Origin of the sequence: Secundilactobacillus paracollinoides (genome assembly GCF_001702155.1) — a bacterium.
Lineage (GTDB): Bacteria > Bacillota > Bacilli > Lactobacillales > Lactobacillaceae > Secundilactobacillus > Secundilactobacillus paracollinoides.
The window spans coordinates 2,761,291-2,787,861 of the sequence record NZ_CP014912.1 but is presented as its reverse complement, the minus strand read 5'-3'; the positions used below and the strand labels follow the sequence as shown (position 1 = coordinate 2,787,861).

21 protein-coding genes and 3 pseudogenes are annotated in these 26,571 nt (G+C 49.0%); 15 read left to right on the top strand and 9 right to left on the bottom strand.

Annotated features, from left to right (window positions below; genetic code table 11):
• Positions 1–13: 13 nt before the first annotated feature.
• Genes AYR61_RS12180 through AYR61_RS12170 form a run of 3 tightly spaced genes read left to right on the top strand, consistent with a single transcriptional unit; the run spans position 14 to position 2,584 of the window.
• Entirely contained in the window at positions 14–1,255 is a 1,242-nt protein-coding gene (locus AYR61_RS12180) for an aryl-sulfate sulfotransferase (protein ID WP_054707254.1), read from the top strand.
• 12 nt (positions 1,256–1,267) lie between these two features.
• A complete protein-coding gene (locus tag AYR61_RS15590; protein WP_065903194.1) occupies positions 1,268–1,540 on the top strand; it encodes a hypothetical protein in 273 nt (90 codons plus the stop codon).
• Positions 1,541–1,591: 51 nt separating this feature from the next.
• Positions 1,592–2,584, top strand: coding sequence for an aryl-sulfate sulfotransferase (locus AYR61_RS12170; RefSeq protein WP_065903192.1), 993 nt, complete (start codon positions 1,592–1,594; stop codon positions 2,582–2,584).
• A gap of 67 nt (positions 2,585–2,651) precedes the next feature.
• Here the strand turns inward: AYR61_RS12170 and AYR61_RS12165 are convergent, their stop codons facing one another.
• Positions 2,652–3,260 carry a TetR/AcrR family transcriptional regulator gene (locus AYR61_RS12165; RefSeq protein ID WP_065903188.1) on the bottom strand — a complete coding sequence of 203 codons (609 nt, stop codon included), beginning with the start codon at positions 3,258–3,260 and terminating at the stop codon, positions 2,652–2,654.
• A 173-nt stretch (positions 3,261–3,433) separates the two neighbouring features.
• On the opposite strand from AYR61_RS12165, the gene AYR61_RS12160 reads away from it, so the two are divergent.
• The 4 genes from AYR61_RS12160 (at position 3,434) to AYR61_RS12145 (ending at position 6,704) form a co-directional block, all read left to right on the top strand.
• The gene (locus AYR61_RS12160; RefSeq protein ID WP_054707264.1) at positions 3,434–4,351 is read left to right on the top strand and encodes a DegV family protein; all 918 of its coding nucleotides are present in this window, start codon (positions 3,434–3,436) and stop codon (positions 4,349–4,351) included.
• A gap of 12 nt (positions 4,352–4,363) precedes the next feature.
• The gene (locus AYR61_RS12155; RefSeq protein ID WP_065903186.1) at positions 4,364–4,966 is read left to right on the top strand and encodes a lysophospholipid acyltransferase family protein; all 603 of its coding nucleotides are present in this window, start codon (positions 4,364–4,366) and stop codon (positions 4,964–4,966) included.
• Positions 4,966–5,616 (top strand): glycerol-3-phosphate 1-O-acyltransferase PlsY, encoded by a 651-nt coding sequence (plsY, locus tag AYR61_RS12150; RefSeq protein ID WP_083215553.1) that lies wholly within the window; start codon positions 4,966–4,968, stop codon positions 5,614–5,616. The genes AYR61_RS12155 and plsY overlap by 1 nt, the downstream gene beginning before the upstream one ends.
• An 83-nt stretch (positions 5,617–5,699) precedes the next feature.
• On the top strand, positions 5,700–6,704 hold the full coding sequence (locus AYR61_RS12145) for an aldo/keto reductase (RefSeq protein ID WP_065903184.1): 1,005 nt from the start codon (positions 5,700–5,702) through the stop codon (positions 6,702–6,704).
• Positions 6,705–6,828: 124 nt separating this feature from the next.
• Here AYR61_RS12145 and AYR61_RS15220 read toward each other — a convergent pair.
• From AYR61_RS15220 to AYR61_RS15415, 5 genes and pseudogenes are all read right to left on the bottom strand, one after another.
• Positions 6,829–8,034 (bottom strand): annotated as a pseudogene (locus tag AYR61_RS15220) (MFS transporter).
• A gap of 37 nt (positions 8,035–8,071) precedes the next feature.
• Positions 8,072–9,064 (bottom strand): NAD(P)-dependent oxidoreductase, encoded by a 993-nt coding sequence (locus AYR61_RS12135; protein WP_054707278.1) that lies wholly within the window; start codon positions 9,062–9,064, stop codon positions 8,072–8,074.
• Between the two features lie 439 nt (positions 9,065–9,503).
• Positions 9,504–10,100, bottom strand: coding sequence for an NAD(P)H-dependent oxidoreductase (locus AYR61_RS12125; protein ID WP_065903181.1), 597 nt, complete (start codon positions 10,098–10,100; stop codon positions 9,504–9,506).
• Positions 10,100–10,654 (bottom strand): TetR/AcrR family transcriptional regulator, encoded by a 555-nt coding sequence (locus tag AYR61_RS12120; protein ID WP_065903179.1) that lies wholly within the window; start codon positions 10,652–10,654, stop codon positions 10,100–10,102. The genes AYR61_RS12125 and AYR61_RS12120 overlap by 1 nt, the downstream gene beginning before the upstream one ends.
• Positions 10,655–10,753: 99 nt before the next feature.
• Positions 10,754–10,939, bottom strand: coding sequence for a hypothetical protein (locus tag AYR61_RS15415; RefSeq protein WP_191982253.1), 186 nt, complete (start codon positions 10,937–10,939; stop codon positions 10,754–10,756).
• A gap of 7 nt (positions 10,940–10,946) precedes the next feature.
• On the opposite strand from AYR61_RS15415, the gene AYR61_RS12115 reads away from it, so the two are divergent.
• Entirely contained in the window at positions 10,947–12,113 is a 1,167-nt protein-coding gene (locus AYR61_RS12115; RefSeq protein WP_191982252.1) for a serine hydrolase domain-containing protein, read from the top strand.
• A gap of 126 nt (positions 12,114–12,239) precedes the next feature.
• Positions 12,240–13,538 (top strand): class A beta-lactamase-related serine hydrolase, encoded by a 1,299-nt coding sequence (locus AYR61_RS12110; RefSeq protein ID WP_225356485.1) that lies wholly within the window; start codon positions 12,240–12,242, stop codon positions 13,536–13,538.
• Between the two features lie 179 nt (positions 13,539–13,717).
• On the opposite strand, the gene AYR61_RS12105 is transcribed toward AYR61_RS12110, so the two are convergent.
• Positions 13,718–14,770: an AI-2E family transporter gene (locus AYR61_RS12105; RefSeq protein ID WP_065903170.1), complete on the bottom strand. Its 1,053-nt coding sequence runs from the start codon at positions 14,768–14,770 to the stop codon at positions 13,718–13,720.
• A 239-nt stretch (positions 14,771–15,009) separates the two neighbouring features.
• Here AYR61_RS12105 and AYR61_RS12100 point away from each other — a divergent pair, with 239 nt between their 5' ends.
• Positions 15,010–16,998 carry a cation:proton antiporter gene (locus tag AYR61_RS12100; protein WP_065903168.1) on the top strand — a complete coding sequence of 663 codons (1,989 nt, stop codon included), beginning with the start codon at positions 15,010–15,012 and terminating at the stop codon, positions 16,996–16,998.
• Between the two features lie 308 nt (positions 16,999–17,306).
• Here AYR61_RS12100 and ltrA read toward each other — a convergent pair whose 3' ends face one another.
• A complete protein-coding gene (ltrA, locus tag AYR61_RS12095) occupies positions 17,307–18,689 on the bottom strand; it encodes a group II intron reverse transcriptase/maturase (RefSeq protein ID WP_065900954.1) in 1,383 nt (460 codons plus the stop codon).
• Between the two features lie 694 nt (positions 18,690–19,383).
• Here ltrA and AYR61_RS12090 point away from each other — a divergent pair.
• Positions 19,384–21,651, top strand: coding sequence for an ATP-binding cassette domain-containing protein (locus tag AYR61_RS12090; protein WP_065903165.1), 2,268 nt, complete (start codon positions 19,384–19,386; stop codon positions 21,649–21,651).
• 251 nt (positions 21,652–21,902) lie between these two features.
• A pseudogene (locus tag AYR61_RS12085) lies at positions 21,903–23,037 on the top strand (NAD(P)-dependent alcohol dehydrogenase).
• A 125-nt stretch (positions 23,038–23,162) separates the two neighbouring features.
• Here AYR61_RS12085 and AYR61_RS12080 read toward each other — a convergent pair.
• A complete protein-coding gene (locus AYR61_RS12080) occupies positions 23,163–23,582 on the bottom strand; it encodes a winged helix-turn-helix transcriptional regulator (RefSeq protein ID WP_054707300.1) in 420 nt (139 codons plus the stop codon).
• A 141-nt stretch (positions 23,583–23,723) separates the two neighbouring features.
• On the opposite strand from AYR61_RS12080, the gene hxlA reads away from it, so the two are divergent.
• The 3 genes and pseudogenes from hxlA (at position 23,724) to AYR61_RS12065 (ending at position 26,294) form a co-directional block, all read left to right on the top strand.
• Positions 23,724–24,356: a 3-hexulose-6-phosphate synthase gene (gene hxlA, locus AYR61_RS12075; RefSeq protein ID WP_056987695.1), complete on the top strand. Its 633-nt coding sequence runs from the start codon at positions 23,724–23,726 to the stop codon at positions 24,354–24,356.
• A 20-nt stretch (positions 24,357–24,376) separates the two neighbouring features.
• Entirely contained in the window at positions 24,377–24,919 is a 543-nt protein-coding gene (gene hxlB, locus AYR61_RS12070) for a 6-phospho-3-hexuloisomerase (protein ID WP_054707302.1), read from the top strand.
• A 29-nt stretch (positions 24,920–24,948) separates the two neighbouring features.
• Positions 24,949–26,294: pseudogene (locus tag AYR61_RS12065) on the top strand (glucose-6-phosphate isomerase).
• Positions 26,295–26,571 lie beyond the last annotated feature (277 nt).

Here is a 26,571-nt window from a genome sequence, read left to right as displayed (position 1 = left end):
AGGAGACTTTTCCATGGGTTTTCCAACAGTTTATCCAACGGGAACAACCGTTTATAATCCCGAAAAAGCAAACAATGGCTACACCGTAATCACAAGAAATGGCAAAATAGATTTCATCGACATGAATGGTGAGGTAGTAGTGACCAAACCTGCGAGGGCAAAAAAAGGAAAGATTATCGTTGAGACAAGATTAGTATCAAGGTCACAACTTAGTAGCTTACCAGTCCTAGATAGCCAAATTATAATTAAAGATAATCAAGGTGGTACGCAATGGTACTGGTTAGCTAGCAATCACTTTACTGAACTTGGTTTTAATACCACAGCAGAGAACGCTATTTATCGACTCATTGAGCAAAATAACCGCTTAGGGTGGCAAAAACCATGGCTTAAAATAGAACACGTTGCCCGTTTAGGAAAGAATATATGGTTTGATGGCGGTGATGATCGCTTCGATCCTGAAAATATCATCTTTAGTGCACCAAATGCAAACGTAGTCGTTATTATTAGTCATCAAACTGGACAGATAGTTTGGAAGCTCGGGCCCACGTATGACAAGTTTTCTGGAGATCAACAATTCGATTGGCTTATTAATCCAACTGATGCTCAGTTGATTGACAATCGACTGCCAGGAGCCGGAAACATACTTATTTTTGATCAGGGTGGTGCAGCTGGCTTTGGTGCTGTTAATGGGTTGTCTCCGGATGGTATCGACAATCAACATAGAGAATATTCGAGGATATTAGAAATCAATCCACGGACGATGACGATTGAGTGGCAGTACACACCTGAAGAAGCAGGTAATGTTCAACCTCTCGATTCGTATAAATTTTACAGCCCGGCATTCGGTAAAGTCCAGAGACTAAAAAACGGCAATACTATTATCTGTGAGGGAATTATTGGACGAATATTCGAAGTTACATCTGATTGTGATACGGTATGGGAGTATTTAAATCCCGTCTTTTTCAGGGGTAATAAAGGTGACAAGACTAATCGCGTTGAATGGATGACTCGGATACCATATGATCAAATAGACTTATCAAAACCTAAAGAAACCCCAGTGGCACAACTCAATGTAACAAACCTACGTGTCCCGGGGGCGCCAAATGGAGCTAATACTGGTAAGGTCACCGTAGTTGATGGCGTCGACCCGCACCGGCTAAAAGCAGTTCGCGACCCGCATGCCAAACAAAATCTAACGAAAACATCAGAACATGACTTCTGCGTTGTCACTTTTGGTAACGCTAGTCAAAATTAGGAGGTACTGTAAATGGGCTATCCAAGAATTTATCCAACCGGCACCACAATATATGATCCAAAAAGATTTTATAATGGCTTAACCATTTTCCCTTCTGCTAAAGGCGCACTTCTGATCGATATGGACGGTAACGAAGTTCAACTATGGGCGGGCTTGTCCGGATTTCCAAATAAGATCTTGCCCGGTGGTTACGTCCTTGGATCTACTGGAGAACGTGATATTAAACAGGGCTATCAAGATGAACTGGATCTCGTCCAGGTTGATTGGGACGGCAACATAGTTTGACGATATGATCAGACAGAAGAAGTCACCGACCCAGGTCAAAAGCCAACCAGGATGGCCCGCCAACACCATAACTTTGAACGGGAAGGATCAACAACCGGTTATTACGCACCTGGTATGATACCTCAAACAGAGGGAGGAAATACCCTAATATTGACGCATGAAAACCTGTACAATCACAACATAACCGACAAACGCCTTCTTGATGATAAATTTGTCGAAGTTGATTGGTCGGGAAACACACTCTGGCAGTGGCGGGCTAGCGATCACTTCAATGAATTAGGGTTCAATGAAACTCAGAAAAATGTGCTTTTCCGCGATCCTAGCATGGTACCTGCTGGAGGAGGAATGGGGGATTGGCTACACATTAACTGTCTCTCAACATTAGGTCCCAATCGGTGGTACGATAATGGTGACGAGCGTTTTAACCCCGACAATATTATTTGGGATTCACGCAATGCAAATATTCTCGCAATTACAAGTAAGAAGACTGGTGAAATCGTTTGGCGAATTGGACCAAACTTTGACGAACTTTCGTTGGGTCAAATTATTGGCCAACACCACTTTCACATGATTCCAAAAGGTTTACCAGGAGAAGGCAATTTGCTTATGTTTGACAATGGTGGCTGGGCAGGATATGGTGCTGTTAACGGTGTGTCTGAACATGGTACTCAAAGTGAACGTCGCGATTATTCACGAATCCTGGAAACTGATCCGACTACTTTAGATATTAAATGGCAATACACTGCTGAAGACGCTGGTGAAAATGACAATACTCGTTTCTTCAGTCCGTATATCAGTGCCGCGCAAAGATTACCAAACGGAAACACACTCATCACAGAGGGATCTGACGGTCGAATATTTGAGGTTACACCTCAACATAAAACTGTTTGGGAATATATAAATCCATACTATGAAGCTTTTGAAGGCAAAACATTAAACATGACTTATCGCGCCTATCGAGTCCCATATGAATGGGTACCACAAGTAACAGATCCACAGGAAACTGAAATTCAACAAATTGAACCAGCCGACTATCACGTATAACACAAGAATAGAGCGCCGAAAAACCGTAGCGAAATTACTCGCTACGGTTTTTTATTGCCCATTTGACTTAGTAGACCAACTGCCAGCCCTCAGGTCGCAGTTGCTGATACAAATTCTCCGCATTCTTAAATGTCGTATCGATCAGCTGACTCGACTTGCCGACAATGTTCAACAAGGTGCTCATAATCGTTTGCGTGACTTGTTTAACCGGCACCATCAAACTGTCCTTAAACCGGTACAACTGCAAGCCGCCGCTGATTGCAAATAACAACGCCGCCTTTACCTTATTGTCGTCTCGCTGCACAAAATTGTTGTCCGTCAGCCACTTACTAAAGAAGGTCATAAATGCATTAAACAGCTCGTTGTTGGCGATGATCTCGGTCATCAACCCATTGACGGCCTTATTGGCTGAGATGAAATCAAAGAACATCAGTAAAAAGGCTGTCAGTCGCGTATATAGCTCACCCTCTGGAATCGTTTTAAGCCACTGATTGAAGTTCACGTTCATCAAGTCTTCCATGAGTTGGCTCTTTTGTGGGTAGTGGTACTGCAATAATGACTTACTGATGCCGACCGCGTCAGCAATCTGTTTATAGGTGACTTTTTTATACCCGTGTTCAATAAACAGGGGCAGACTGACGGCTAAAATTTGTTTTTTTAATGGTTCTGTGGTCACAACATAACCTCCTTTGAAAAAAATAATATGCCTTGGTCGCCCAGTTTTATGAGGTTTCAACAAGCATCATATCATTTTTTGATTGACGTTGTCACGTGACTATACTAGTATAGGTTTCATTCAGTAACTATACTAGTATAGTAATTAAAAAGCAATTCAGAAAGGACGTCATTATGTCAATCGCAATTATTACGGACAGTTCAGCATACCTGTCGCCGCAAACGGTGGCCCGGGCCGGAAACATTTACGTGACGCCAATCGCCATCAATTGGGACAATAACACGTTTTACGATATGAGAACGTTACAGCCCAAACAATTCTACGACCAGTTGGCCAAGCGAAAGGCGCTGCCCACAACGTCGATGCCAAGCATGGGCACGATCACCCAACTCCTGGATGACCTGGCAGAGGAGGGCATCACCGACGTCATCATCCTCCCCATGTCAAAGGGCATCAGTTCCTTTACCAGTGCACTTTCGGTCGTTGCGGACCAGACCATGCCGCGCGTCCACGTCGTCGATACCAATAGTACCTGTGGCGGAATGGAAATGCTGGTGCTGCTGGCGTCTCGGTTGGCAAATGAGGGGTTCGAGATCACTGATATCTTAGCCGCCATCACCACGCTTCAGCACTCCATGCAGATCGAATTTATCGTTAAGGACCTGAATTATTTGAAACGCACGGGGCGCATCTCGACAACCTCTCAGGTCTTGGGCAACCTGTTGCGCGTTCGCCCAATATTGGCGATTGATACGCAGGACACTGGCATCATTCGGCCGATTGGAAAGGAACGGACAGCCAAGCGTGCCATCCGTCACATTGAGGACGACTTAACCGCCAGTATTAAGGCCGCGCCGAAATTACCTTACGCCGCCGTGGTGTTTGACGGCAACGCACCAGAAGAAAAGCGCGCGTGGCTGCATCACCTAAAAGAAACGTTTACCGATGTCCGCTTTAGTGCTGGCATCATTGGCCCCGGGGTTGGCTGTCACACCGGTGGTGGCGTTCTCGCCATGGCCTGGGCCTATGACTGGCAGGTCTTGGCTGACCAACTGATCAGCGAACGCGCCCAACTACAAATTCAAATCTAAGGAGTGACCCACATGTTCTATCGGTTTGCGCGCCAGTGTGTGCGCCTGTATCTCTTTTTCAAACTCGGCCCCGTTAAGGTTCAGCATCGCGAGCGGGCGCAACGTGACCAGCCCTACATTCTGGTGGCGGAACACCACCACGCCTGGGATGCTTTGTTGTATGCATCACTGCTGGCACCGACCCCGTTTTTCTTCATGGCCAAGCAAGCATTATTTAAACGACCTGTTTTAGGGCGGTTATTGCGTTGGTTGAACGCATTCCCAGTGGATCGCGGGCAGGCCAATGTGGCCGCCTTACATGACACCATTGACCACCTCAAGACACAGCCCGAATCACTGATCGTGTTTCCCAGTGGTTCACGGTACAGCACGACCCTTAAATCCGGCTACTTGGTTGTTGCACATGATAGCGGGGCGCCGATTATTCCGGCCGTGTTTCAAAGTCGCGGGTGGGGCCGAAACACCTTAATTGTGGGTGAACCGGTCGTCACTGATCCGGATCAACCGCTCAATCGCAAACAGCGGGAACGGGCAACGCATGAGTTGCATCAAAAATTTGTTGGGTTGCAGGCCGAGATGCCAAAGCCAAAATCACTGCTGCAGGTCTTCTCGTAATGGCAGTGATGACGGGCATTCATTTCTATATCGTTTGTTTTTTGGCTTACATTATCGGGTCGATTCCGACCGGCGTGCTGCTCAGCCGAGCTATCAGTCATCGTGACGTTCGCCAGTTCGGCAGCGGCAACATCGGAACAACGAACATGACGCGGATGTTGGGCTTACCGGTGGGCTTACTGACGCTGGTGGGTGATGCGTTCGAAGGTTACGTCGCAGCCACATTACCGTTTTGGCTGCAGTTGCCACACGCGCCACTTGTCAGTTTGATCACCGGATTGATTGCCATCGTGGGCCACGCTTTTTCGTGTTTTCTCAAATTCAAAGGCGGCAAGTCCGTTGCGACGACGGCCGAGGTGTTATTGGCCATCGACCCGAAACTCCTGCTGCTGGCACTGGCCATCTTTTTGGTGACCCTGGCGATCACCAGTACGGTCAGTCTTGCGAGTATCATTGGTCTTTGGGGCACGACCATTGCGATCGCGTTCATGACAACGCCACTGCTGGTCGGGTACATGGCGGTCGTTTCTGCATTCGTTACAGCCCGTCACTGGCCAAATATCAACCGACTCCTAACGCACTCAGAACGGACCATTCCCTATGGGCTCTTTGCGACCTGGCAGCACTGGCAGCATCGGCCGCAACCCTAAATCTTTTCTTGACTTGAAGTGGGCTTTAAGGACTACACTAAACGTATGAAGTCGTTTCACGTCATTTAGAAAAGGGGCAAACTATGGAATATACCACATTAGGCAACACCGACATCACCGCTTCCAAAATCTGCGTCGGTGCAATGAGTTTTGGTCAAGCTGGCACCATGCATGACTGGACGTTGAACGCCAGCGACAGTGAAGCCGTCATTAAACACGCTTTGGATCTTGGCATCACTTTTTTTGACACCGCGAACGTTTACTCAGCTGGTACCAGTGAAGAGTACCTCGGCCAGGCATTGAAGAAAAACGTCGCGCGCGATAAGGTCGTGATCGCATCTAAAGTTTATTTCAACGAAGGCCGTCTCTCTAAAGGCGCAATTGCACGGGAAATTGACGGCACACTGAAACGACTTGGGACAGACTATCTGGACGTGTACATCATTCACCGGTTCGACTATGACACGCCGATTGAAGAAACGATGAGTGCGTTAAATGACCTCGTTAAGGCTGGCAAAGTTCGAGCACTTGGCGCCTCCGCCATGTACGGCTACCAGTTCCAGAATATGCAGCAGGTGGCTAAGGATCACGGCTGGGCCCAATTTCAGACCATGGAAAACCACTACAATCTGTTATACCGAGAAGACGAACGGGAACTCATTCCGATCTGCAAACAGGATAACGTGTCCCTGATGCCATACAGTCCGCTGGCTGCGAGCCACCTGAGTCACTTGGATTGGCAAACAGACACCCTGCGCAGCCAAACAGATCGCGTTGCCATGGGTAAGTATGATCGCGCTAAGGCACAAGACCTCGGCATTATTAAGCGGGTCAATGAGTTGGCCACAAAATACCAGACAACTATGAGTCAGATTGCACTTGCGTGGCAGTGGGCGAAGGGGGTCGCATCCCCAATCGTTGGGTCGACCAAAACCAGTCATTCAGATGACGCCGCAGCTGCGTTGAACCTGAAGTTGACAGCTGATGACGTTGCCTATCTGGAAGCCCTGTATGTTCCTCATGAGATTGTGGGCGCAATTGCACAGAATCCGGACCAGGGGACTGTTTTGATTGACGAGAAGAAGTAAACTATCCTTTAAAAAAGTGATTAGAAACCACTGAAATAATAGAAAAAACGCGTGGAAAGGCTGACCCTTCCACGCGTTTTCTTAAGTCAAAATCTGGTACAAAAGTGATTGAATCTAGAAATGATTAAAAAAGATCACTTCTCACAATCAGTGTACAAGTAACGACCATTACTAAAATAAGCACAACGTAGCAGACGTTCTGCAACTGCCCAACTGGATTTGCCGCGAAGACCAGTCCATACAGCGTTGGGCCAAAGGCAGAAATACAGTAACCGCCAGCTTGCGCCATTCCGGATAATTTAGCTGTTTCGTAAGGGTTTCGCGTCTTTAAAGCAAACATCGTCATTGGCACCATGAAAAAGTAGCCAATCGTAACCCCAACCAGTAACCCTTCTGTCAGCCAAAACCACACGGACGAGGTCTGTTGCACAAATAACATTAAACTCGCTAAAAGTCCGAATAATCCCATGACTAGTGTGATCCACGTGAGTTGGCGCTTAGAATACTTTGCCAATAGATTAGGCAGAATCATTGATAATGGGAGACCAATAACGGCATACAAAGCCATTATGACCCCAGTCTCCGTCGCATCAACATGATGATATGCCATTAGCGATGGCATCCAAGCCGTGAAGGTATAACTTAACAGCGCCTGACAGCCAAAAGCTATCAAAAACGGCCAAGCACGGGCTTGGGTCCACATCGACCGTGATGAAGACACATCAGTAGTTTGACTTGTGCTCACAGTTTCAACCTGTGGCGTCGTTCCGTTTCGAACCGTCACAGCCCAACTCACAGTGCCAAGCACCGCAAGCACCAAAAGAATCCCTAAGATTGACTGCCAGCCAAATTTTTCGGCAACCGGCGCCGTAACGAGGTTAAAGACCGTATTCCCAAGAATCATTGAAAACGATTACATCGTGGTATACAGACCGATATGTTCTGGAAAATAGGCGGCCACCAGTGATGGCATAAAGACATTCAGGTGCGCAATGCCGATCCCAATAAAAATCGTTCCGACGATCATGGCCCAAAAGGCTGGTATCAACCGTAAGATCGACCCAAACGAAATGATTGTCATCGTCACTAATAAAGCGCGTTTCAGGCCAATCAGCCGCATTAAGTGGGAAGCAAAGTTGGAGAACAGCATAAACATGACCAGCGGAATCGTCGTTAAGATGCCTAACTGACCCTGTGGCACGTGAACCGCCTGCGCTAATTGATTGAGCATCAGCGGCGGTGTTGTAATAGGTGCGCGCATAATAAAACCGCTAAGCAGGATAGCGGCAAGTAACCAAACATATTCCCTTTTAAATCGTTTCACGATCATCTTTCCCTTCATCAAAACCAGCTCAACAACGTCACTATCAAGGACGTATTTCCCAGGGACTGTTGCCTGTTTTGAGAAAAGAAATGAGAGACCTTATGGCGTTTTCGACCATATCAGTCACTGCTGTGTCGGTGTAAAAGGCGGTGTGAGGCGTCATGACGACATTGGGAAATCCCTTAAGTACCTGCCAGTCATGGTTATAGGTAAACGACAACCGGTGATCTTGCTGAAATAGAGTTGCTTCAGTTGCTAGGGTGTCCAAGCTGGCACCACCCAAATGACCAGAAGCAAGACCGTCAATTAAGGCAGTCGTGGACACTAATTGGCCACGGGCACAATTGATCAACACCGCGTTGGATTTCATCCGTTGAATCTGGTCACTATCAATCAGATTATGGTTGTCAGCTAGTAACGGCAAATGCAACGTCACAATATCGGAATTTGCGAGGAGCGCGTCAAAATCAACGTATGTGACCATCGAAGTCAGACTAGTGCTTGGATGAGGATCATACGCCAATAGGTCACAGCCAAATCCGGATAGGATCTCAGCGACTGCGTGCCCAATTCTCCCAGTACCAACGATACCAACGGTTTGGTCATGCAATTCTCGTCCCTGCAACCCAGCTAAAGTGAAATCTTGGGCGTTTGTTCGCGCAACGATTGCTGGTAAGTGACGCAACGTCGCCAACATCAACATCACGGTGAACTCCGCGACACTGTGAACAGAGTAGGACACATTTGATAGCCGAATCCCACATTCTTGCGCGGCTTGCAGGTCAACGTTATTGAAACCGGCACTTCGAACGACCAGATAGTGGCACCCTAAGTTGGCTAACTGATGCAACACGTGAGCGTCCACAAATGGATTAGACCCTTGAATCGTGGCCGCCTCAAAGCCCGTTAAAACCAACAGACTTTGCGCAGTCATTGGGCCGTCAACAAATTCAAGATCGATGTGATTACGCTGTTGCACCTGAGAAAACGTTGCTGCTTCATCAGCTCGCCGGTCAAACACGATAATTTTTGTCATAAGAAGTCCTTCTTCCTAATATTTAGTTTTCATGAGCTAAACCATTAGGACTAAGGACCAACAATCGGCACGGCCATGTGGTTAGAATCCACGAGTGGCCGGACATAGCCGGGTGGGGTCAGTGATCGTAAATGAGCTAAACTTTTCATTAATAAGCGCAAAACTGATCCCTCCCTTTTTCAGAATATAATATACTATTAGTATTAGGTTATTAACCTGTAATGTCAATTGTAAAATGACACAAAAATAGGTGCTTTGATTGCTACCATCGAATAAGCTTTGGAATTTATCGGACAAAATGTAACCCAAACGATTAACGCTTTTCGTGCACCACTCAAAAAATGCGATAGGCGAGCTGCTCATCACAAAAAGGGCGCTAGCCTGAATGCCATTCAAGTTCAGTCTAGCGCCCTTTTTAGCAGTCAACAGTTATTTTCGACTACCTCACTTGCGCGTTAAGGAGCTTAGGAATTTGCCCTAAAAACGCGGTTCTCTTTGCTATCGTCGAGGTTGTAATGCCACCCATATTGCGCCACGTCACGTGCTTGATGCCTAACTGTTTTAAGGTGCTGTGAATCAACACGCGGTTAATGCTATCGCCACAAAATAGTCTGAGATAGGGTGTTGGTGAGGTTGAACTGGTTAAAATAAGGGTCGATCTGATCTGTGTTAAGTTACCGCGTAGCCCAGTCCTTGTCGCCACATAGGCCTGATCAGTCCCGCGTTTCATCACTTTGTCAAAGAACCCCTTGATCATTGCCGGCAAGTCGTTCCACCACACTGGAAAAATAAGGATCAATTGAGTGGCAGATTGAAGGGCGGTAAGGTAGGTCTTTGCCAGTGCATCGTGAGTCCCGCCTTGAGCGTACAGTGCCAGTTCACTCGAATCAACAACGGGATCAAACCCGTCCGCATAGAGGTCCAAAATCTGATAATCAGCATGCGACTGTGCGAGATGTGTCGTCACGGTTTGTAACACAGCGTGACTAAAACTTTCCTGATAGGGATGACAATAGAGAATCACCGTTTTTGTCATCAGTTGACGCCTCCTAGTAGTGCCGTTAGTGTGTCAGCAGTCAACTGTTGATCGTACACAACGGCTTTGTTTTTGATGAGGACCCCGTAACCTTGAATGAAAGACCAGATCTGAACGAAAAATTGTTGCGGGTCTAGCGATGGATAATCCTCGCTTAAGTCCCTGATGAGCCGCTGTGTTTCTTCCAAAAGCGGAAAGGCAGTGTTCTTATCATTCAGAGTTGCCAGCGCAACGGGATTAAAAAATAAGAACATCATGGTGTTCGGTCGATTTTGGTACGCCGTCAGTAACACATCCGCTAGGGTCAATAACTGTTGTTGGGGACTATCATTTGGTTTGAGTTGGTGCTTAGCATCATCAGCGAGTTGTGTTGAAATAATCACTGTCAAGGCACGGAACAAGGCGTCTTTGTTCTCAAAATGCTTATAAAAAGCACCGGTCGTCAAGCCAACTGATTTTGCTAATTGCCGGAGTGACAAGCTTTCATCGCCTGATCTTTCAATCTGGTCAAGCGCCGAAGCCACTATTTTGTTGGTCGTTTCTTCATACGACATAGATGAGGATCTCCTTCGGAAGGATAACAGTGTTATCTTTCTATTTTTAGGATAACACTGTTATCTTATAAATTCAATGTTTGGGTCACTATTAAAGCGTCATACTCGATTATCGCTTAATGCCAAAATATGACAAAAAAATAAGGTTGCAACACCCGCAACTGAACGGCCATTACAATCCTTAGAATTTCTCATCATCCGTTTAGCAACCACCACTTTTTCCAGCGTTGCCGCTTCGCTAAGATAAATGACGATAACAACCAGCACCTTGGTTGATAACCTCATTTTAAAAATGGAAACTAACGAAACGAATGGTGGGAAAATCATGCAACCCAGAAAACAAGCATTAAAAATCGGCGCCGTTCTGCTGGCAGTCAGCACCGTCGGACTGATTGGCTGGCATTTGCACCAACGTCACCAAACAGTGATCACTACGTCACACCAAAGCCTGCAGCCCGCAACAAAGTCCGGTAAGCAACGCCAGACAGCGTCACATAAACGCAGACGGGTCACACAGTATTTAACCCGCCATCACTTTGTCGGCAGTGCCCTCGTCATCAAAAATAACCGGGTCATTTATCAGCAGGGCATCGGGTGGGCAAACGCGCGGCAGTCAGTGCCAAACGACAACCAATCAGAATATCAGATCCTCTCGATTCAAAAATCATTGACGGCAGCGATGGTGATGAAGTTGGTGACGGCACATCGTTTACGCCTGAATACCACGTTATCCCGGTTTTACCCCAAAATCAAAAATGCGGATCACATCTCGATCCGATCACTTTTAAATATGACCTCCGGCTTGTCGCTAACGCACGGAAGCCCTAGCCGATTAACGGCAAAGCAGGTGGTTGCTTACGATGCTGATCATTTAACGTCACAACCAAATCAGGTCGGACAATGGCATTACGAACCGGTCAACTATGTATTGCTAACAGGCATCATCATGCGACTAACACACCGGTCGTACGCCCAAAATTTCAACACAATGTTTAAGGGACCGATACACCTGCTCCACAGCGGGTTTGTGCAACAGTGGGGTCATACCGTTTTTCGAACGACCAGTTACCATCACATCAGCAATCGTCAAATCGTACCAAACTACCAGCGGGTCTATCACGAATCCACGGTGGCAATGCAAAACGAACTGGGTACGGGACAGGTCTATATGTCGACCCAAGATCTGTTCCGGGTCGAACAAGCGCTCCTGCAGGGCAGACTCATTTCAAAACGGGCGGTCGCCCAATTGCATCAGCCCGGCAGCGTGTCCACATACGGTGGCGGGGTCTATAACCAGCCCGATGGTATTCGACTACACGGTATCGGCTATGGGTACGAGTCGGCGGCACTCTTGACACGAAACGACCGAACCGGCGTCGTACTACTCTCAAACGATTACCGAAGACACGCGTCCGTTCTGCCGCTGGCTAATACGATGTTTAAAAAGGTGGCGGACTAATCATGAAAAATCGGTCCCGTGCGCCGCCTAGCACCCACTCGATCGTTTAGCACGTCAATCAGACAGAGAATGAGGGTTAGTTTAAGGATGATTCACAACCACTGGGTCAAACCGCTTGGAGGCCTATTGACACTGGGCGTTGTACTCCTGGCTGGGCGGATGAGCTGTGCCGCCAGTATCACCTACAATTCAATTTTAAGCATGCGTAATCATCGTTATGACGCGCAAATCGTGCACCAAATTGGGAAGGGCGGCTATGCGCTTTATACGGCAGGCCCGTATCACACCAATCGCAGGACGCTCACGAGGGATGCGAATGGCAGTGACCATACCAACCAGTACGTCCGTGTCATGCAGACCAAGGTGACGCGGACAGGCACGTATGTGAAACTGCGGTATTTTAACCAGCAACTGGGTTGGATGAACAGTCACGGCATCAAGCGCGTTTCGTTTGCTTCAGTGATTGCGGGGACGATGGCACAAGCGAACTTTAGTGGAACGGCCGCCCTGATCTCCGCGGGCAAAACACAGCCAACGGTGGTGAGTGCCGGCTTGGCGGATGCGTCAACGAAAACGGCCAACAGCAATAACGGCACCGTTTTATATCCGTTAGCCTCGCTGCAAAAAGCCATCACCGGGGCGCTGATTCAACAATTGATCAGTCAGAGGAAACTCAGCCCATCAACGCCCCTGAGCCGGTACTACCCCCAAGTGGCTGGCAGTCAGCGGATCACCATCAGTGAATTACTGAGTATGACCTCGGGCATCACCAATCCCGAACAGTTTCCTCGCCAATCACCATCGGAAACCCAGGCCGTTTCACTTGCGCTTAAAACACTGAAGACCAGTACCAACAAGACCTTTCAATACAGTGATGACAACTACGTGCTGTTAGCCGGAATCATCGCAAAGGTCACTGGCAACTCCTACGCCGCCAATGTCCAAACGCGCGTCCTCACAAAATTAGGACTGACGCACACGTTTCTGGTCACCCGGTCGCAACCCAGTTTAACGGCCACGCTGGCTCAATCGGCGACGTGGACCCCGGCAGATCCATATGCCACCCCACAATCGGTTACCTTGCCACGGTTTGCTGCACTCGTGGGCGCTGGCAATATGTTGACCACACCGGGGGAGTTCACCGCCGTGATCCAGGGGATGCAAAACGGGCAGATTCTCACAAAGAAGCAGTATCGACAATTGTTGCGCTATGGTACTGTTTATTCCGGCGGGTTCTATGTGAACCGCGATGGTATTAAATACAATAACGGCTCGTTTAGCGGATTGACTTACCATACTGGCTACTACGCCACCACTGGTAACTACCACGCCGCCATCGTGTTTAGTAACCGAGCACCGCTACGAAATGGTCTGTCTCAAAAAGATTTTGTGGCTCAGCTTTATCGGGTCGCCGTTTACTATTAGGGTTCTAAAAGTCACGATTGTGGGTGACACCAGTCACACTGAAGCCGCAAAATTCAGTGTTGACTAGCCTTTTAATTGATCCAAGAAGTAAGCAAGCATGAAAACACCCACCTGCGGATGATTAGGTCATCCGCAGGTGGGTGTTTTTTAACTGTCTGATAATACTTTAAAAATGATGATTATGACTGAGGCGTAGAAGGGGGTGTCTGCTGCTTCGGCGTTTTACTGCCAATCTTTTTCACTTCAAACACATCTAACAGGAAGGTGAAGATCGGGATCCCGACGATCAGTCCCCAAGCGCCGAAGAGACGTTCTGCCACCAGCAGGATCACGATGGTAAAGAACCCGGGCAGCTCCGTCCGGCTGGCCATCAACCGGGGATTCAGAACGTAGGCCTCCAAGAAGTGAATGATGATGATCATGATAATAATGATCACGGCTGACTGCACGCCCCCGACCGTGTACGCAATGATGGTCAGCGGAATCACTGAAATGATGGCCCCGGCCACTGGAATCAGCGACAGGAAGAAGACCATGACGGCTAGGATCGGGATGTTTGGCATCTTCAGGAAAATCAAGGTAATCGTAGTAATCGTCGTGTTGACCACCGCGATGATCAATTGTGCTTCAATGATGACCCCAAACGTGTTGATAAACTTCATGGCAAAGTAGCGCAGGTCGTCGAAGTACCAGCCCATTGGCGATTTGAGGAACAACCCGCCAAAGTGCTTGAGCTCATCGATCTCAACTGTAAAGAAGAAACTGAGAAGAAACGACAACGCGACGGTGACCCCGGCGGAGCCAATACTGCCGGCATACGACAGTACAGCACTAAGCCCCGTCATAATTTGGCCAGTCAGGTTCATCTGCTTCACACTCTTGACGGCCCACTGGATCATTTCATTATGGTCAAAGGCCCCGCTGGTGTAGAACTTGATCACCGTGTTGACCGAGTGGATCGACTCGTTGACCAGGGACGGCACGTAGTTGATGATGGCATAAAAGATGCCGCCAATGATCAAGAGGTAGAGCGGAATGACCACGATCACCGGCCGAATATTGACGTGCCGGCGGATCAGGTTGATCAGCTGGATCACCAAGAAGGAGAAGATGAACGTCAGCAGGACCGTGGACATGGCACTTCTTGCCAGCCACAGGATAAACACCAGGCTGATGAGGACCACGCCGCGACGGACGGGTTGGTTCGCGATGAATTTTTGATATCTAGACATTGTTTTCCCCTAACGCATTAGTATAGTCACGCAAAATCGTTAGTTAAAGTATAGCCGTCAATCCAACCGAACGCCATCACTGAATCCTATTTTTCTGAACATAGTTTCCGATGCATCAACAATTTTTGATAAATGTGTCGGTCAACGGTACTCGTAAGTCGATTCGGGCGACTTTCAGCGCCATTTTGGCGTAAAATAACCCTTATAGATTAAAAAGATTAGGGGAGGTTTCGCACAACATGGATTTTGTGCTTTTATTTTCAGTGATCCTGGCGGCCGTCGTGGGCGCCAATATTCTTGCGCGGCACGTCTCGTTTATTCCCGTGCCATTTTTTCTGATTGCGATCGGGCTGGTGCTGTCGCTGCTGCCCGTGTACCGTAATTTTCAGCTTGATCCCTCCACGTTTACACTGGGCATTATTGCGCCGTTGCTGTTTAACGAAGCGCAGAACAGCTCACGCGGGTGGATCGGCCGGTCGATCACCAACATTCTATCGATGGCATTGGGCTTGGTGCTCGTGACTGTTTTGGTGGTGGGGACTGGGCTGCACGCCCTGTATGTCCTGCTGCCGCTGAGTTTATGCTACGCACTGCTGGCAATCGTATCGCCAACGGATGCGTCTGCGGTCAATTCAATTTTTGAGGCCAACCCGATAGCCGAGGAACAGGCGGAGACGTTGAAAAACGAATCTCTGTTTAACGACGCTGCCGGCATTGTGATCTTTGACATGGCATTGGGGGCCTACATCTCCGGGTCGTTTTCCCTCAATCACGCGCTGGGACTCTTCTTATGGGAGTTCCTCGGCGGCCTGTTGTTTGGGGCACTGATCGGTGCCGTCATCGTCAGCATTCGGCTGGCGCTCATTCGGTACAACGACGATACCCCGCTGATCATGGTGCTGATCTCACTGATGACGCCATTTCTGGTGTACCTGCTGGCGGAGGAACTGGCATTGTCCGGGATCCTGGCGGTGGTTGCGGCCGGCCTGGTTCAGGGGTCGGAACGCGATAAACTGCGCCTGACTAGCTCGCGGATGCAGATGGTCACCAGCAACGTTTGGGAGATCATCTCAGGCGCATTGACCGGGACTGTGTTTGTGCTCCTGGGCTTATCACTGCCCGAAGTGACGCAGGCGCTGCATATTTCTGATAAATCGAACTTGACGGTGCTGGTCTTAATTGGGATCGGTATCGTGGTTTACCTGGCAAAGGGGCTGTTACGACTTCTGTGGACGCGGTTCTTGATCAAACGACATAAGCGCTCCGAACATATTTGGCGAGACAGCCTCATTATGGCCCTTAGCGGCGCCAATGGGACCATTACCCTGTCACTGGCCTTTTCGATTCCCAACACCGTCCACGGCCAGCCATTTGCCTTACGCGGGACGATGATCTTCCTAGCGGCGGTCGTCATTTTGGTTAGTCTGATCATGCCGACCATCTTTGTCCCGTTAATTTTGCCAAGTGAACAGGATACGCAACCACGGTATCAGTGGGTGCGGCGGATGATCCAAACCGCCATTCGTGATCTAGCTGGCGAAAAGGACCATCCGGCCGAAGCACAGATCGTCATCGAGTCGCTGCAGCAGCAACTCGTGTTAGATGCCACGCCGAACCGGCGTCTGCAACGGCAACTGATCAGCGAAAGCCACCAGGTTGAATTGCAGGCGGTGCACCAGATGTTTCTGGATGGTCAGATCACGGCCGACGAAGAAATGTACTACGGCCGGTTCCTGCAGTTTAATAATTTTACGGCGGACGAAAAGATCTGGAAAAACGTCTGGCTGCGGATTCGTTTCAGCCTGCACATGGGGACCCAGTATAAGGACCTTAGTCGGGCACAGGAAGCCTTTCTAACGGCGCCAATCGCGCTGGAAGAAGTCTACTGGCGCGAACAGTTTGAGGAACACGACGAAGATATTTTACCCATTGAACAGGTGGGCTTTGACGCGGTAATGGCCTTTTTGAAAACAAAACAGGGCAACGCGGTGGAGACCAACCTGGTCAGAAGATTCTACCGCACCCGTCATCGTCGGATTCACGCCAAGGATGTGGATTCAGACATTGTCTACCAAATGTTCATGCGCGCCTTCCATGCAGAGTATGAACTGATTCAAGAAGCAATCTCATCGGGCCAGATCGAACAGGATTTGGCGCAGAAGCTGCAGAGAAGGATTTCGATTGATGAGATGACTTATTTGGAGAATGTGGATGCGTATAATGGGTAGAGCGTGGAACAAGGCGGTTTAGGGGCGGTGTGTAACGGACTCTGACCAAAAAGTCCGGGTCTGACTTTTTGGTCAGAGTCCGTTACACGTTAGCCCCGTGCCTTGTGGAACGCGTTTCGGCGTGGTAGCAAAGAAAGACGACCACTATAGAACAGAATAAAATCAACAGAACAGAATAAAATCAACTCAAAAAAAAAAAAAAAAAAAAAAAAAAAAAAAAAAAAATCGAGTAGGAGGTAATTGATTAATTCAATTACCGACCTCTCACACCACCGTACGTACGGTTCCGTATACGGCGGTTCAATAATTTAAGCACTTTGTATTGACTGGAGTGTCTTGCTCATATTGATGAGTCCAAGGCGTTCCAGTCTTTTGTTTGTCAGAGTATAGGTCAATGTCTTGCTATGCGCAGTTCGCCAATAACCCTTACGGGTATTGGCCATTGTATAAGCACTGGTGCCAGAAAGCCCCAGTTTTACAAGATGATTGACCTTTGTTTTGAGCTTCTTCCACTGTTTCCAAATATACTGGCGAATCCTTGCTCGCAACCATTCGTCTAAGTGACGGATAAAATTGGTCATTTTCCCGACCGAATAGTACTGTAACCACCCACGCATCTTTTGATGAATCTCGTTAAACACCAGGTTTAACGAAACGCCCCGATTGCGCTTGGTCATTTTCCTGAGTGCAGACTTGATGCGTTGCTTGGCCTGCCAAGCAGGTCGCGCATACGCACCTCCTCGACCAACCCCCAAGGAAAATCCCAGGAACTTGGCCCGCAGAGGCGAACTTACTGATGTCTTGTCCTCATTGACGGTGACCTTTAGGTCGCCTTCAAGAAAGCGAGTAACATTAGTCAGAACCCGTTCTCCAGCACGTTTGCTTCGGACATAAATATTACAATCGTCCGCATAGCGGACAAACTTATGACCTCTGGAAGTTAACAGCTTATCCAGTTCGTTGAGATAAATGTTAGCCAAAAGTGGCGATAAGGGGCCACCTTGAGGGGTGCCTTTATCACTTCGTTCAAATAGACCACCATTCATGACACCGCTGGTTAGGAAGCGACGAATGAGATGCAGTATCCATGGATCCGTAATATACTGCTCAATAAATTTAATAAGCAGATCGTGGTTGACCGTATCGAAGTATGCTTTTAAATCGAGATCCACGACATAGTGATAGCCCTGATTGTAGAACTGAACCACTCTATCAATGGCATCTTTAGCACTTCGATTCGGTCGGAACCCAAAACTATTATCTGAGAAGACACGCTCAAATGTTGGCACCATGACTTGCGCCATGGCTTGTTGAACAAGTCGGTCAATCACAGTTGGTATTCCGAGCTTGCGTTTACCACCATTAGGTTTTGGAATTTCAACCCGCTTAACGGGACGAGGCCGATAGGTCTCGTTTTGTAAAGCTTGCAGTAATTCCTGTTTATGTTTCCTCAAGTAGGGCAACAGTTCGTCAACGGTCATTCCGTCTAGTCCTGCTGCACCTTTGTTTCTGCAGACGCGAAGATAAGCCTCGTTCAGGTTATTTCGGTCTAAGACTAACTCTTGAAACTTAGTGCCGTTCATCATCGTATTTTCACCAGAGTCAGTGCTACGCACCCCGACTTGTTCTTGGGCTTCCAGTCCTACTGTCCGCCGGCGGTCAGCTTTTTCTGTATTCTGCGGTTGTTGCACTGTCTCCACCTCCAATATCAATGATGACCTATTATTGTTCAGCCCTTCGTGGCAGATACCACTACTATGGCCTCGGCTGACTCCTGTATCGTTCTGCACCACATCACTGCGATGTTTGTTCCTGTGGCGCTTAGCGCGCCTCTTGTCGGGAACGTACGATACAGGCCTCCCCGGGTAAGAACGCCCACTTTCGTACCATGTCATTGCCAGCTTTACTGCGATGGCCTCGAGTAGTATTGGACTTTGGTTTGTTTGGCAACCTCGTCCGACCAACACAGCCTTATAGCTGATTCTTGTACATCAATGCGGTACTTTGTCGCCGACTTCCTTCAGATTCCACCTCACGATGGACACCCTTGTCATTGACTTGCGGTTCCGACTACTACGGCCCGCAACGGACTTTCACCGTCTAGTTGGCGCCCATGCCGGGCGCACCAAAAAAAGCAGGTCACCTCGTCCCGATGACCTGCTTTTTATGCAACCTACAACCAGAACCACTTTCACACCATCTCAAAAAACGTCAAAAAACCCATCCCATTTCCACCCCTTAAGCTCAAAAAATGTTACCATAAAATTAACCAAGCATAACATTTAACTTTTCAAACCAACCATGGTAATATTATCATTCGTCGCGTTAAAAACATCCGTATTATCGTCTGTCACTTAGGATCAACTCTGAATGGAGGATCGCTGCATGACTGATATGTTTAAAGATGGCGCCATTAGTGTCCACGGTGCTCGAGAAAACAACCTCAAAAACGTGGACCTCGATATTCCCAAACACCGGACGACGGTGTTTGCGGGGCTTTCAGGAGCCGGTAAATCGTCACTAGTGTTTGATACACTTGCTGCGGTGTCGCGGCGAGAACTCAACGAAACGTTTCCTAGTTTTACGCAACAGTACTTGCCAAAGTTTGGCCAACCGGACTTTGACAGTATCGACCACCTGCCAGTCGCCATTATGGTCGAGCAAAAACCCATTGGCCGCAACTCGCGGTCAACGTTAGCGACCTACACAGGGATCTACTCGTTGCTCCGACTGATGTTTTCGCGAATCGGGAAACCGTGGGTCGGCTACTCCGAGTGGTTCTCATTTAACCTGCCTCAAGGGATGTGTCCCGAATGTCAGAGACTCGGATTTGTGGACGACGTGGATGAATCGCAACTGATCGATCCAGAAAAATCGCTCAATGAAGGGGCCATGACTTTTTCCGGGTTTCAGCCGGGAACCTGGCGCTGGAATGAATACGGGCACTCTGGACTGTTTGATTTAGATAAGAAGATCAAGGATTACTCCAAAGAAGAGTATGACCTGTTCATGCATGCGCCACGCCAAAAGTTAAAGAATCCGCCAGCCGAGTGGGGACGGACGGCGTTGTACGAGGGGTTAGTTCCGCGGATGATGCGGTCGGTGATCCACAGTGCTTCGGGTCGGCATCATCAGGCAGCCTTGGCGAAGATCGTCACGCGTAAACCGTGTCCGGTATGCCACGGCACCCGACTCAACAAGGCGGCGCTGAAGGGCAAGATCGAAGGTAAGAACATTGCGGAAGTCGGCGCGATGGATCTGGTCAACGTCCTAAGCTTTCTGGATAGTATTTCCGACCCGATGGCCAAAACGATGGTCCGGGAACTCCGCAGTAAAGTGCAGGCACTCGTCGATATTGGCTTAGGCTACTTATCGTTAGACCGGGGAACGGATACGCTGTCCGGTGGTGAAGCGCAAAGAATTAAGATCGCCAAGTATTTGACCAGTTCGTTATCGGACCTCGTTTACGTTCTCGATGAACCAAGTGTGGGCTTGCATCCGCACGACATTCAATTGATCACCAAATCGTTAGCGAAACTCAAAGAACACGGCAACACCATTGTGCTGGTCGACCACAACCCAGCCATCATCCGGTCAGCCGATTACGTGGTCGAGATCGGTCCCAAAGCGGGTCAGGGCGGCGGCCAAGTCACATTTACTGGGACGTACCCAGAACTGTTGAAGTCGGATACGATCACGGGTCGGATGTTGCGTGAGCCAACGACCTTCCGGGAACCGCGACAGCCTAAATCGTGGCTGCACGTCGACCACGTCACATCGCATAACTTAAACGATGTGAGCGCGAAGGTGCCCGAAGGCGTCATGACGATTATTTCTGGGCCAGCCGGTTCTGGGAAGAGTACGCTGGTCAATGCCATTAAACAACAGGTTGCTGATCAAGACTACATTGATCTGAGCCAGGATGCAGTCGGTATCAACATCCGGTCAACGCCGGCAACCTACCTGAACATCCTCAATCCGTTACGGAAATTGTTCGGTGATGCGAACAATGTCTCAACGCAACTCTTCAGCTATAACGGTAAGGGTGCTTGTCCGCGGTGTAAGGGGAAGGGCGTCACCATTACTGAAATGGCGTTCATGGATCCGGTCATTCAGGTCTGTGAGCTCTGTGGCGGGAAACGGTACAGTCAAGAAGCCCTCCAGTACACCTACCACGGCAAGGACATTGCTGAAGTGCTCAACATGTCGATTACGGACACCCTCGCCTTCTTTAGTGACTTCCCAGCCATCTATAAGAAAGTCAGCTTGTTGGAACAGGTCGGCCTGGGATACCTCAATCTCAGTCAGGCCATGACTACGCTATCCGGTGGGGAAGTCCAACGGGTCAAGCTGGCCATGGAGTTGGATCATACGGGAAGTATCTACTTCTTGGATGAACCGACGACTGGGTTGCATTTAAACGATACGAAACGGTTGATCGGGTTGTTTGAAGACTTGGTCGATAAGGGCAATACGCTCATTTTAATCGAACACAACCTTGCGCTGATCAGTCAGGCAGATTGGCTGGTCGATATGGGGCCGGACGCTGGTAAGTACGGCGGTCAGGTCTGCTTTGAAGGAACGCCGGAAGAGAGCACACACCACAGCGACTCGCGAACTGGGGTGGCCTTGAAGGCTCAGATTGAAAAATAACGGATACAGTCAAAATAAAAAACAGCCAAACGGTCAATTTCGTTTGGCTGTTTTTTATGGAGTTTAAGCGGTTAAATTAGCCAGCACTATGCTTGTGAAGTGATGACAACTGTTCCTAATTTGACTGGCGTTTATAACACTTTTAAATTTCACAACCTTTTAGTTGACATTCATTCAGCAGACGGTTATTTTATACTTGGAAGCGCTCCCAAATTTAATTGCTGCATCGTCAATTATAGGAGGGGAACCATATGACAAAAGAAATTACCGGGGCTGTGATCGAGGAATTGAACGCGCCCTTTACTTTGGAGACTGTTTTAGTGGACGACGACCCGAAACCAAACGAAGTGTTAGTTCACATGGTCGCAAGCGGCATCTGTCACAGTGACCAAGCGGTGCGGGACGGCTCTGCGGGGCCGTACACCTATCCAGGAATCGTCGGCCATGAGGGAGCCGGCATCGTGGAGAAGGTCGGTTCGGCTGTGCAAAACGTTAAGGTGGGCGACCACGTGGTGCTGTCCTACGATTACGATGGAACCTGTCGCCACTGTTTGACAGGACACCCATCATCCTGCGTCAACTGGGGCGCCCTGAATTTTGCGGGCACCCGGCCAGATGGCTCATACGCCTTTACGAAAGATAACGGCAGTGCCATCAGTAACTTCTTCAACCAGTCGTCATTTACGACAACGACCCTGGTGCAGGAACGCAACATTACCGTGGTGGATCCAGAAATTGACCTGACTAAGGTGGGCCCACTGGGGTGCGGGTTCGTGACTGGGTCTGGGACAGTCTTCAACGGGTTAGACCCAGAGGAAGGCTCGACCATCGCCATCGTTGGCACAGGGGCAGTTGGCGCCGGCGCCTTGATGGCCGCAAAGATCAAGGGCTGCAGCAAGATCATCTGCGTGGACATTCACGATAACCGGTTAGCAACGGCGTTGGAGATCGGTGCCACCGATACAATCAACAGCCTCAACGAAGACTGGGTCGCTAAGGTCAAGGAATTGACCAACGGTGAAGGCGTCGACTACGCGGTAGATACGACCGGGGTCGCTCCGGTGATGCTGCAGGCGGTGGACGCACTAGCCAGCGGCGGTCATTTAGCACCGATCGCCGTCACCCAAAAGACCTTAGACGTGGCCACTTGGGGTCAGCTCAGCGCCTTAAATAAGCACATTGATGGTGTGTTAATGGGGGGATGCGGTGCCGCAACTTGCCATTCAAACGCTGATCGATTTCTGGCAGGCGGGCCAGTTCCCGTTTGACAAGCTGGAGAAGTTCTACGACTTTGACCAGATCAACGACGCTAACGCAGCTTCAAACGATGGCTCCGGCGTCAAACCTGTGCTGATCATTGATCACGATTACGTGCCGGGTGAGTAGGACGTGATCCGGTGGGTATTCGCGTGATGGAGACGGGTGCGCAACTATCGTTTAACTTAGACGTAGGGCATTCAAAAAGCCTTGAGATCAGTTGAAGGTCTCAAGGCTTTTGGTGACTGTGTGAGTTATGACTTTGCTTCATGGTTGAGGTCCTTAGCCACATCCAACTTAAAACTCGACGGGATCTGGTAGTCCTGAATCCGGTCACGCCCCCAGCTGTACATGCTGTCGATGATCGGCAACAGGGTTTTGCCAATCGGCGCGATCCGGTAGATGACCAGCTCACGGTTGTTTTCCTCATAGGATTCGCGTTCGACGAGCTTATCGCTGACCAGTTCGTGCAGCTGGTTAGAAAGGACCTTCTTCGTCACGCCATCGATCACCCGAAAGAGTTCGTTGAAATGCATGCTGCTGACGTGGCCAAGTTCCCACAAAATGACCAGTTTATACTTGCCACTAAACATGGAGAGGGTAAATTCTTTTTCACAATTATAGTCCCCATTCGCTAATTTTGTTAACACATCTTTGCGCACAACGTCCGTCATGATAGGCCTCCTTGACTGTTTGCGATGATTTGCGGCAAGGTTACCTTAAAGTGCCCTATTTTCAAATCCCCGTTTAGGTATCATAATTATACCATACTCTTATAGATGCTTACTGACATGACAAAAAAGGAGAACACAACTATGAAATTACAACTCGCAATTGACCTTGAAGACGTTAACGGTGCCATCAACCTGATCGAAAAGACGAAGGATTCCGTCGATATTTTTGAATACGGCACGCCATTAGTTATCAACTTTGGGCTTGAAGGCCTCCAGACTATCCGGGAAAAATTCCCCGACATCACCTTACTGGCTGACATCAAGATCATGGATGTCGCGAGTTACGAAGTCGAACAGGCCTACAAGTACGGTGCTGACATCACAACGATCTTAGCCGCTGCTGAAGACCAATCCATTAAGGATGCGGTTGGCGCTGCTAAGAAAGCCGGCAAGGAACTGTTAGTCGACATGATTGGAATCCACGACGTCGCTAAGCGAGCTCAGGAATTAGACGCAATCGGCCCAGACTACATCGGGACCCATACCGGGTATGACCTGCAAGCACTTGGGGAAACACCCTTTGAAACGTTTAACATCTTAAAGGATAACGTGACTAAAACGAAGACGGCTGTTGCTGGCGGCATCAAGGTCAACACCGCCCAACGGATCATTGATGAAGGCCCAGATGTTCTGATCGTTGGCGGCGGGATCTCAACCACGGATGATCCAGCCGAGTCAGCTCGTCAGATCAAGGCCTTAATGCCAAAGGACTAAAGAACTACGGGGGACCTTATATGAAATCACTAACTGTTGTTTTTAACGAACTCCTAACCGCGACCGACCACTATGGTGAGGACGCCAACAAAGCCTTGGTCGACGCCATCCAGTGGTTCAAGACCATTTACGTCTACGGTGCCGGTCGTTCCGGACTGGCGCTGCAAATGTTTGCGATGCGGCTTGCACAAATGGGCAAACCCGTTTTTGTTGTGGGCCAGGTCACCGCGCCACCCATCAAGAAGGACGACCTGTTGATCGTGGCTTCCGGGTCAGGCGAGACGGCGCAATCCGTGCAGTTTGCCCAAAAGGCCTTAGATGCGGGGGCGGGCGTGCTGCTCATCAGTACCAGTGACGACAACACGATTGCTAAACTGGCCAGCCAGACGGTGGTCATCGGCGGTAAGGCGAAGTATGCGACGGATGCGGTGAGTCAACAACCGCTGGGCGCACTGTTTGAACAGCTATTGTTCCTATTCTTGGAGGCCACGGTCATGGATCTCATGGCGGCTTGGCACCTCTCGGAAGAACAGCTCGCCAGCGGGCATGCTAATTTAGAGTAACTTTGTATTTTAAAAAGTGAGGGAAGATAATGGCACACATTTCATTTGATGCGTCAAAGCTTGATAAATTTGTTCACGACAATGAATTAGGCGAAATGCAAGCATTGGTCAATGCAGCGGATGCGGAATTAAGAAACGGGACAGGCGCCGGTAGTGATTTTCGTGACTGGTTAAACCTGCCAGAAGACTATGACAAGGACGAATTTGCTCGGATCCAGGCAGCGGCCAAAAAGATCCAGTCAACCTCTAAAGTGTTAGTCGTTATCGGGATCGGCGGCTCTTACTTAGGCGCCAAGATGGCCGTTGATTGCTTACACGATACCTTCTACAACTATTTACCAGATGACCAGCGTGATTTTCCACAGATCTTATTTGCGGGAAACTCACTGAGTCCATCGTACGTGCATGATCTCATTCATTTGATCGGCGACCGTGACTTCTCCGTCAACGTCATCTCAAAGTCGGGGACCACGACGGAACCGTCCATTGCGTTCCGGATCTTCAAGCAACGCCTGATCGACAAGTATGGTGAGGCGGAAGCCAAGACACGGATCTACGCCACACTGACCAAAAGCGCGGGGCGTTGAAGTCTGAAGCCGATGCTGAAGGTTACGAATCTTTCGTTATTCCTGATGGCGTGGGTGGCCGTTATTCAGTGCTGACTGCCGTTGAGTTACTGCCAATCGCTGCTTCCGGTATTGACATCGACCAACTGATGACCGGTGCGCGGGATGCCATGAACGCCTACACTGACACTGATCTCACCAAGAACGAAGCCTACCAGTACGCCGCTTACCGGAACATCTTGTACCGGAAGGGCTTTACCACTGAACTCCTAGAAAACTACGAACCTAACATGCAGTATTTTGCTGAATGGTGGAAGCAGTTGATGGGCGAATCAGAAGGTAAGAACGAAAAGGGTATCTACCCATCATCCGCCAACTTCTCAACTGATCTGCACTCACTTGGTCAGTACATTCAAGAAGGCCTGCGGAACTTGATGGAAACGGTCGTCTTCATTGACAAGCCAAACCACGATATCGATATTCCTAAGGAAGACGGTAATCTGGATGGGTTGCAGTACCTTGAAGGTCGGACAATGCACTTTGCCAACACCAAGGCCTTCCAAGGGGTGACCTTAGCGCATACTGACGGCAATGTGCCGAACATGAGCGTGCACATTCCTGATCAGACGCCATATACCTTGGGTTACCTGATCTACTTCTTTGAAGTGGCTGTTGCCATTTCTGGTTACCTGAACGGGATCAACCCCTTCAACCAACCTGGTGTGGAAGCTTACAAGACGAACATGTTTGCCTTGTTAGGCAAGCCTGGGTTTGAAGAACTGGGCGAGAAATTGAATAAACGGCTTTAAACACTACTTCTAAAAAAGGCTGCAACGGAAAATGTTAGTTTCCGTTGCAGCCTTTTTTTAATCTGACGTTAATCAACCGTCACATAGCGTAAACAAATCTCACAACAAAACTGAGCGGTAGTTGTTCGTTGCATTCCGCAATTTGGCACTCCGTGTGGTGGCTCGCGATGAAGCTAATTCGATTTCTGCTGTGCAGCTGTCGAATGGATCTCCATCGTCTCGCACATCAGTAACCGACCATAATGCGGTCGCTAACTGATGTCGACACCACAGCTCC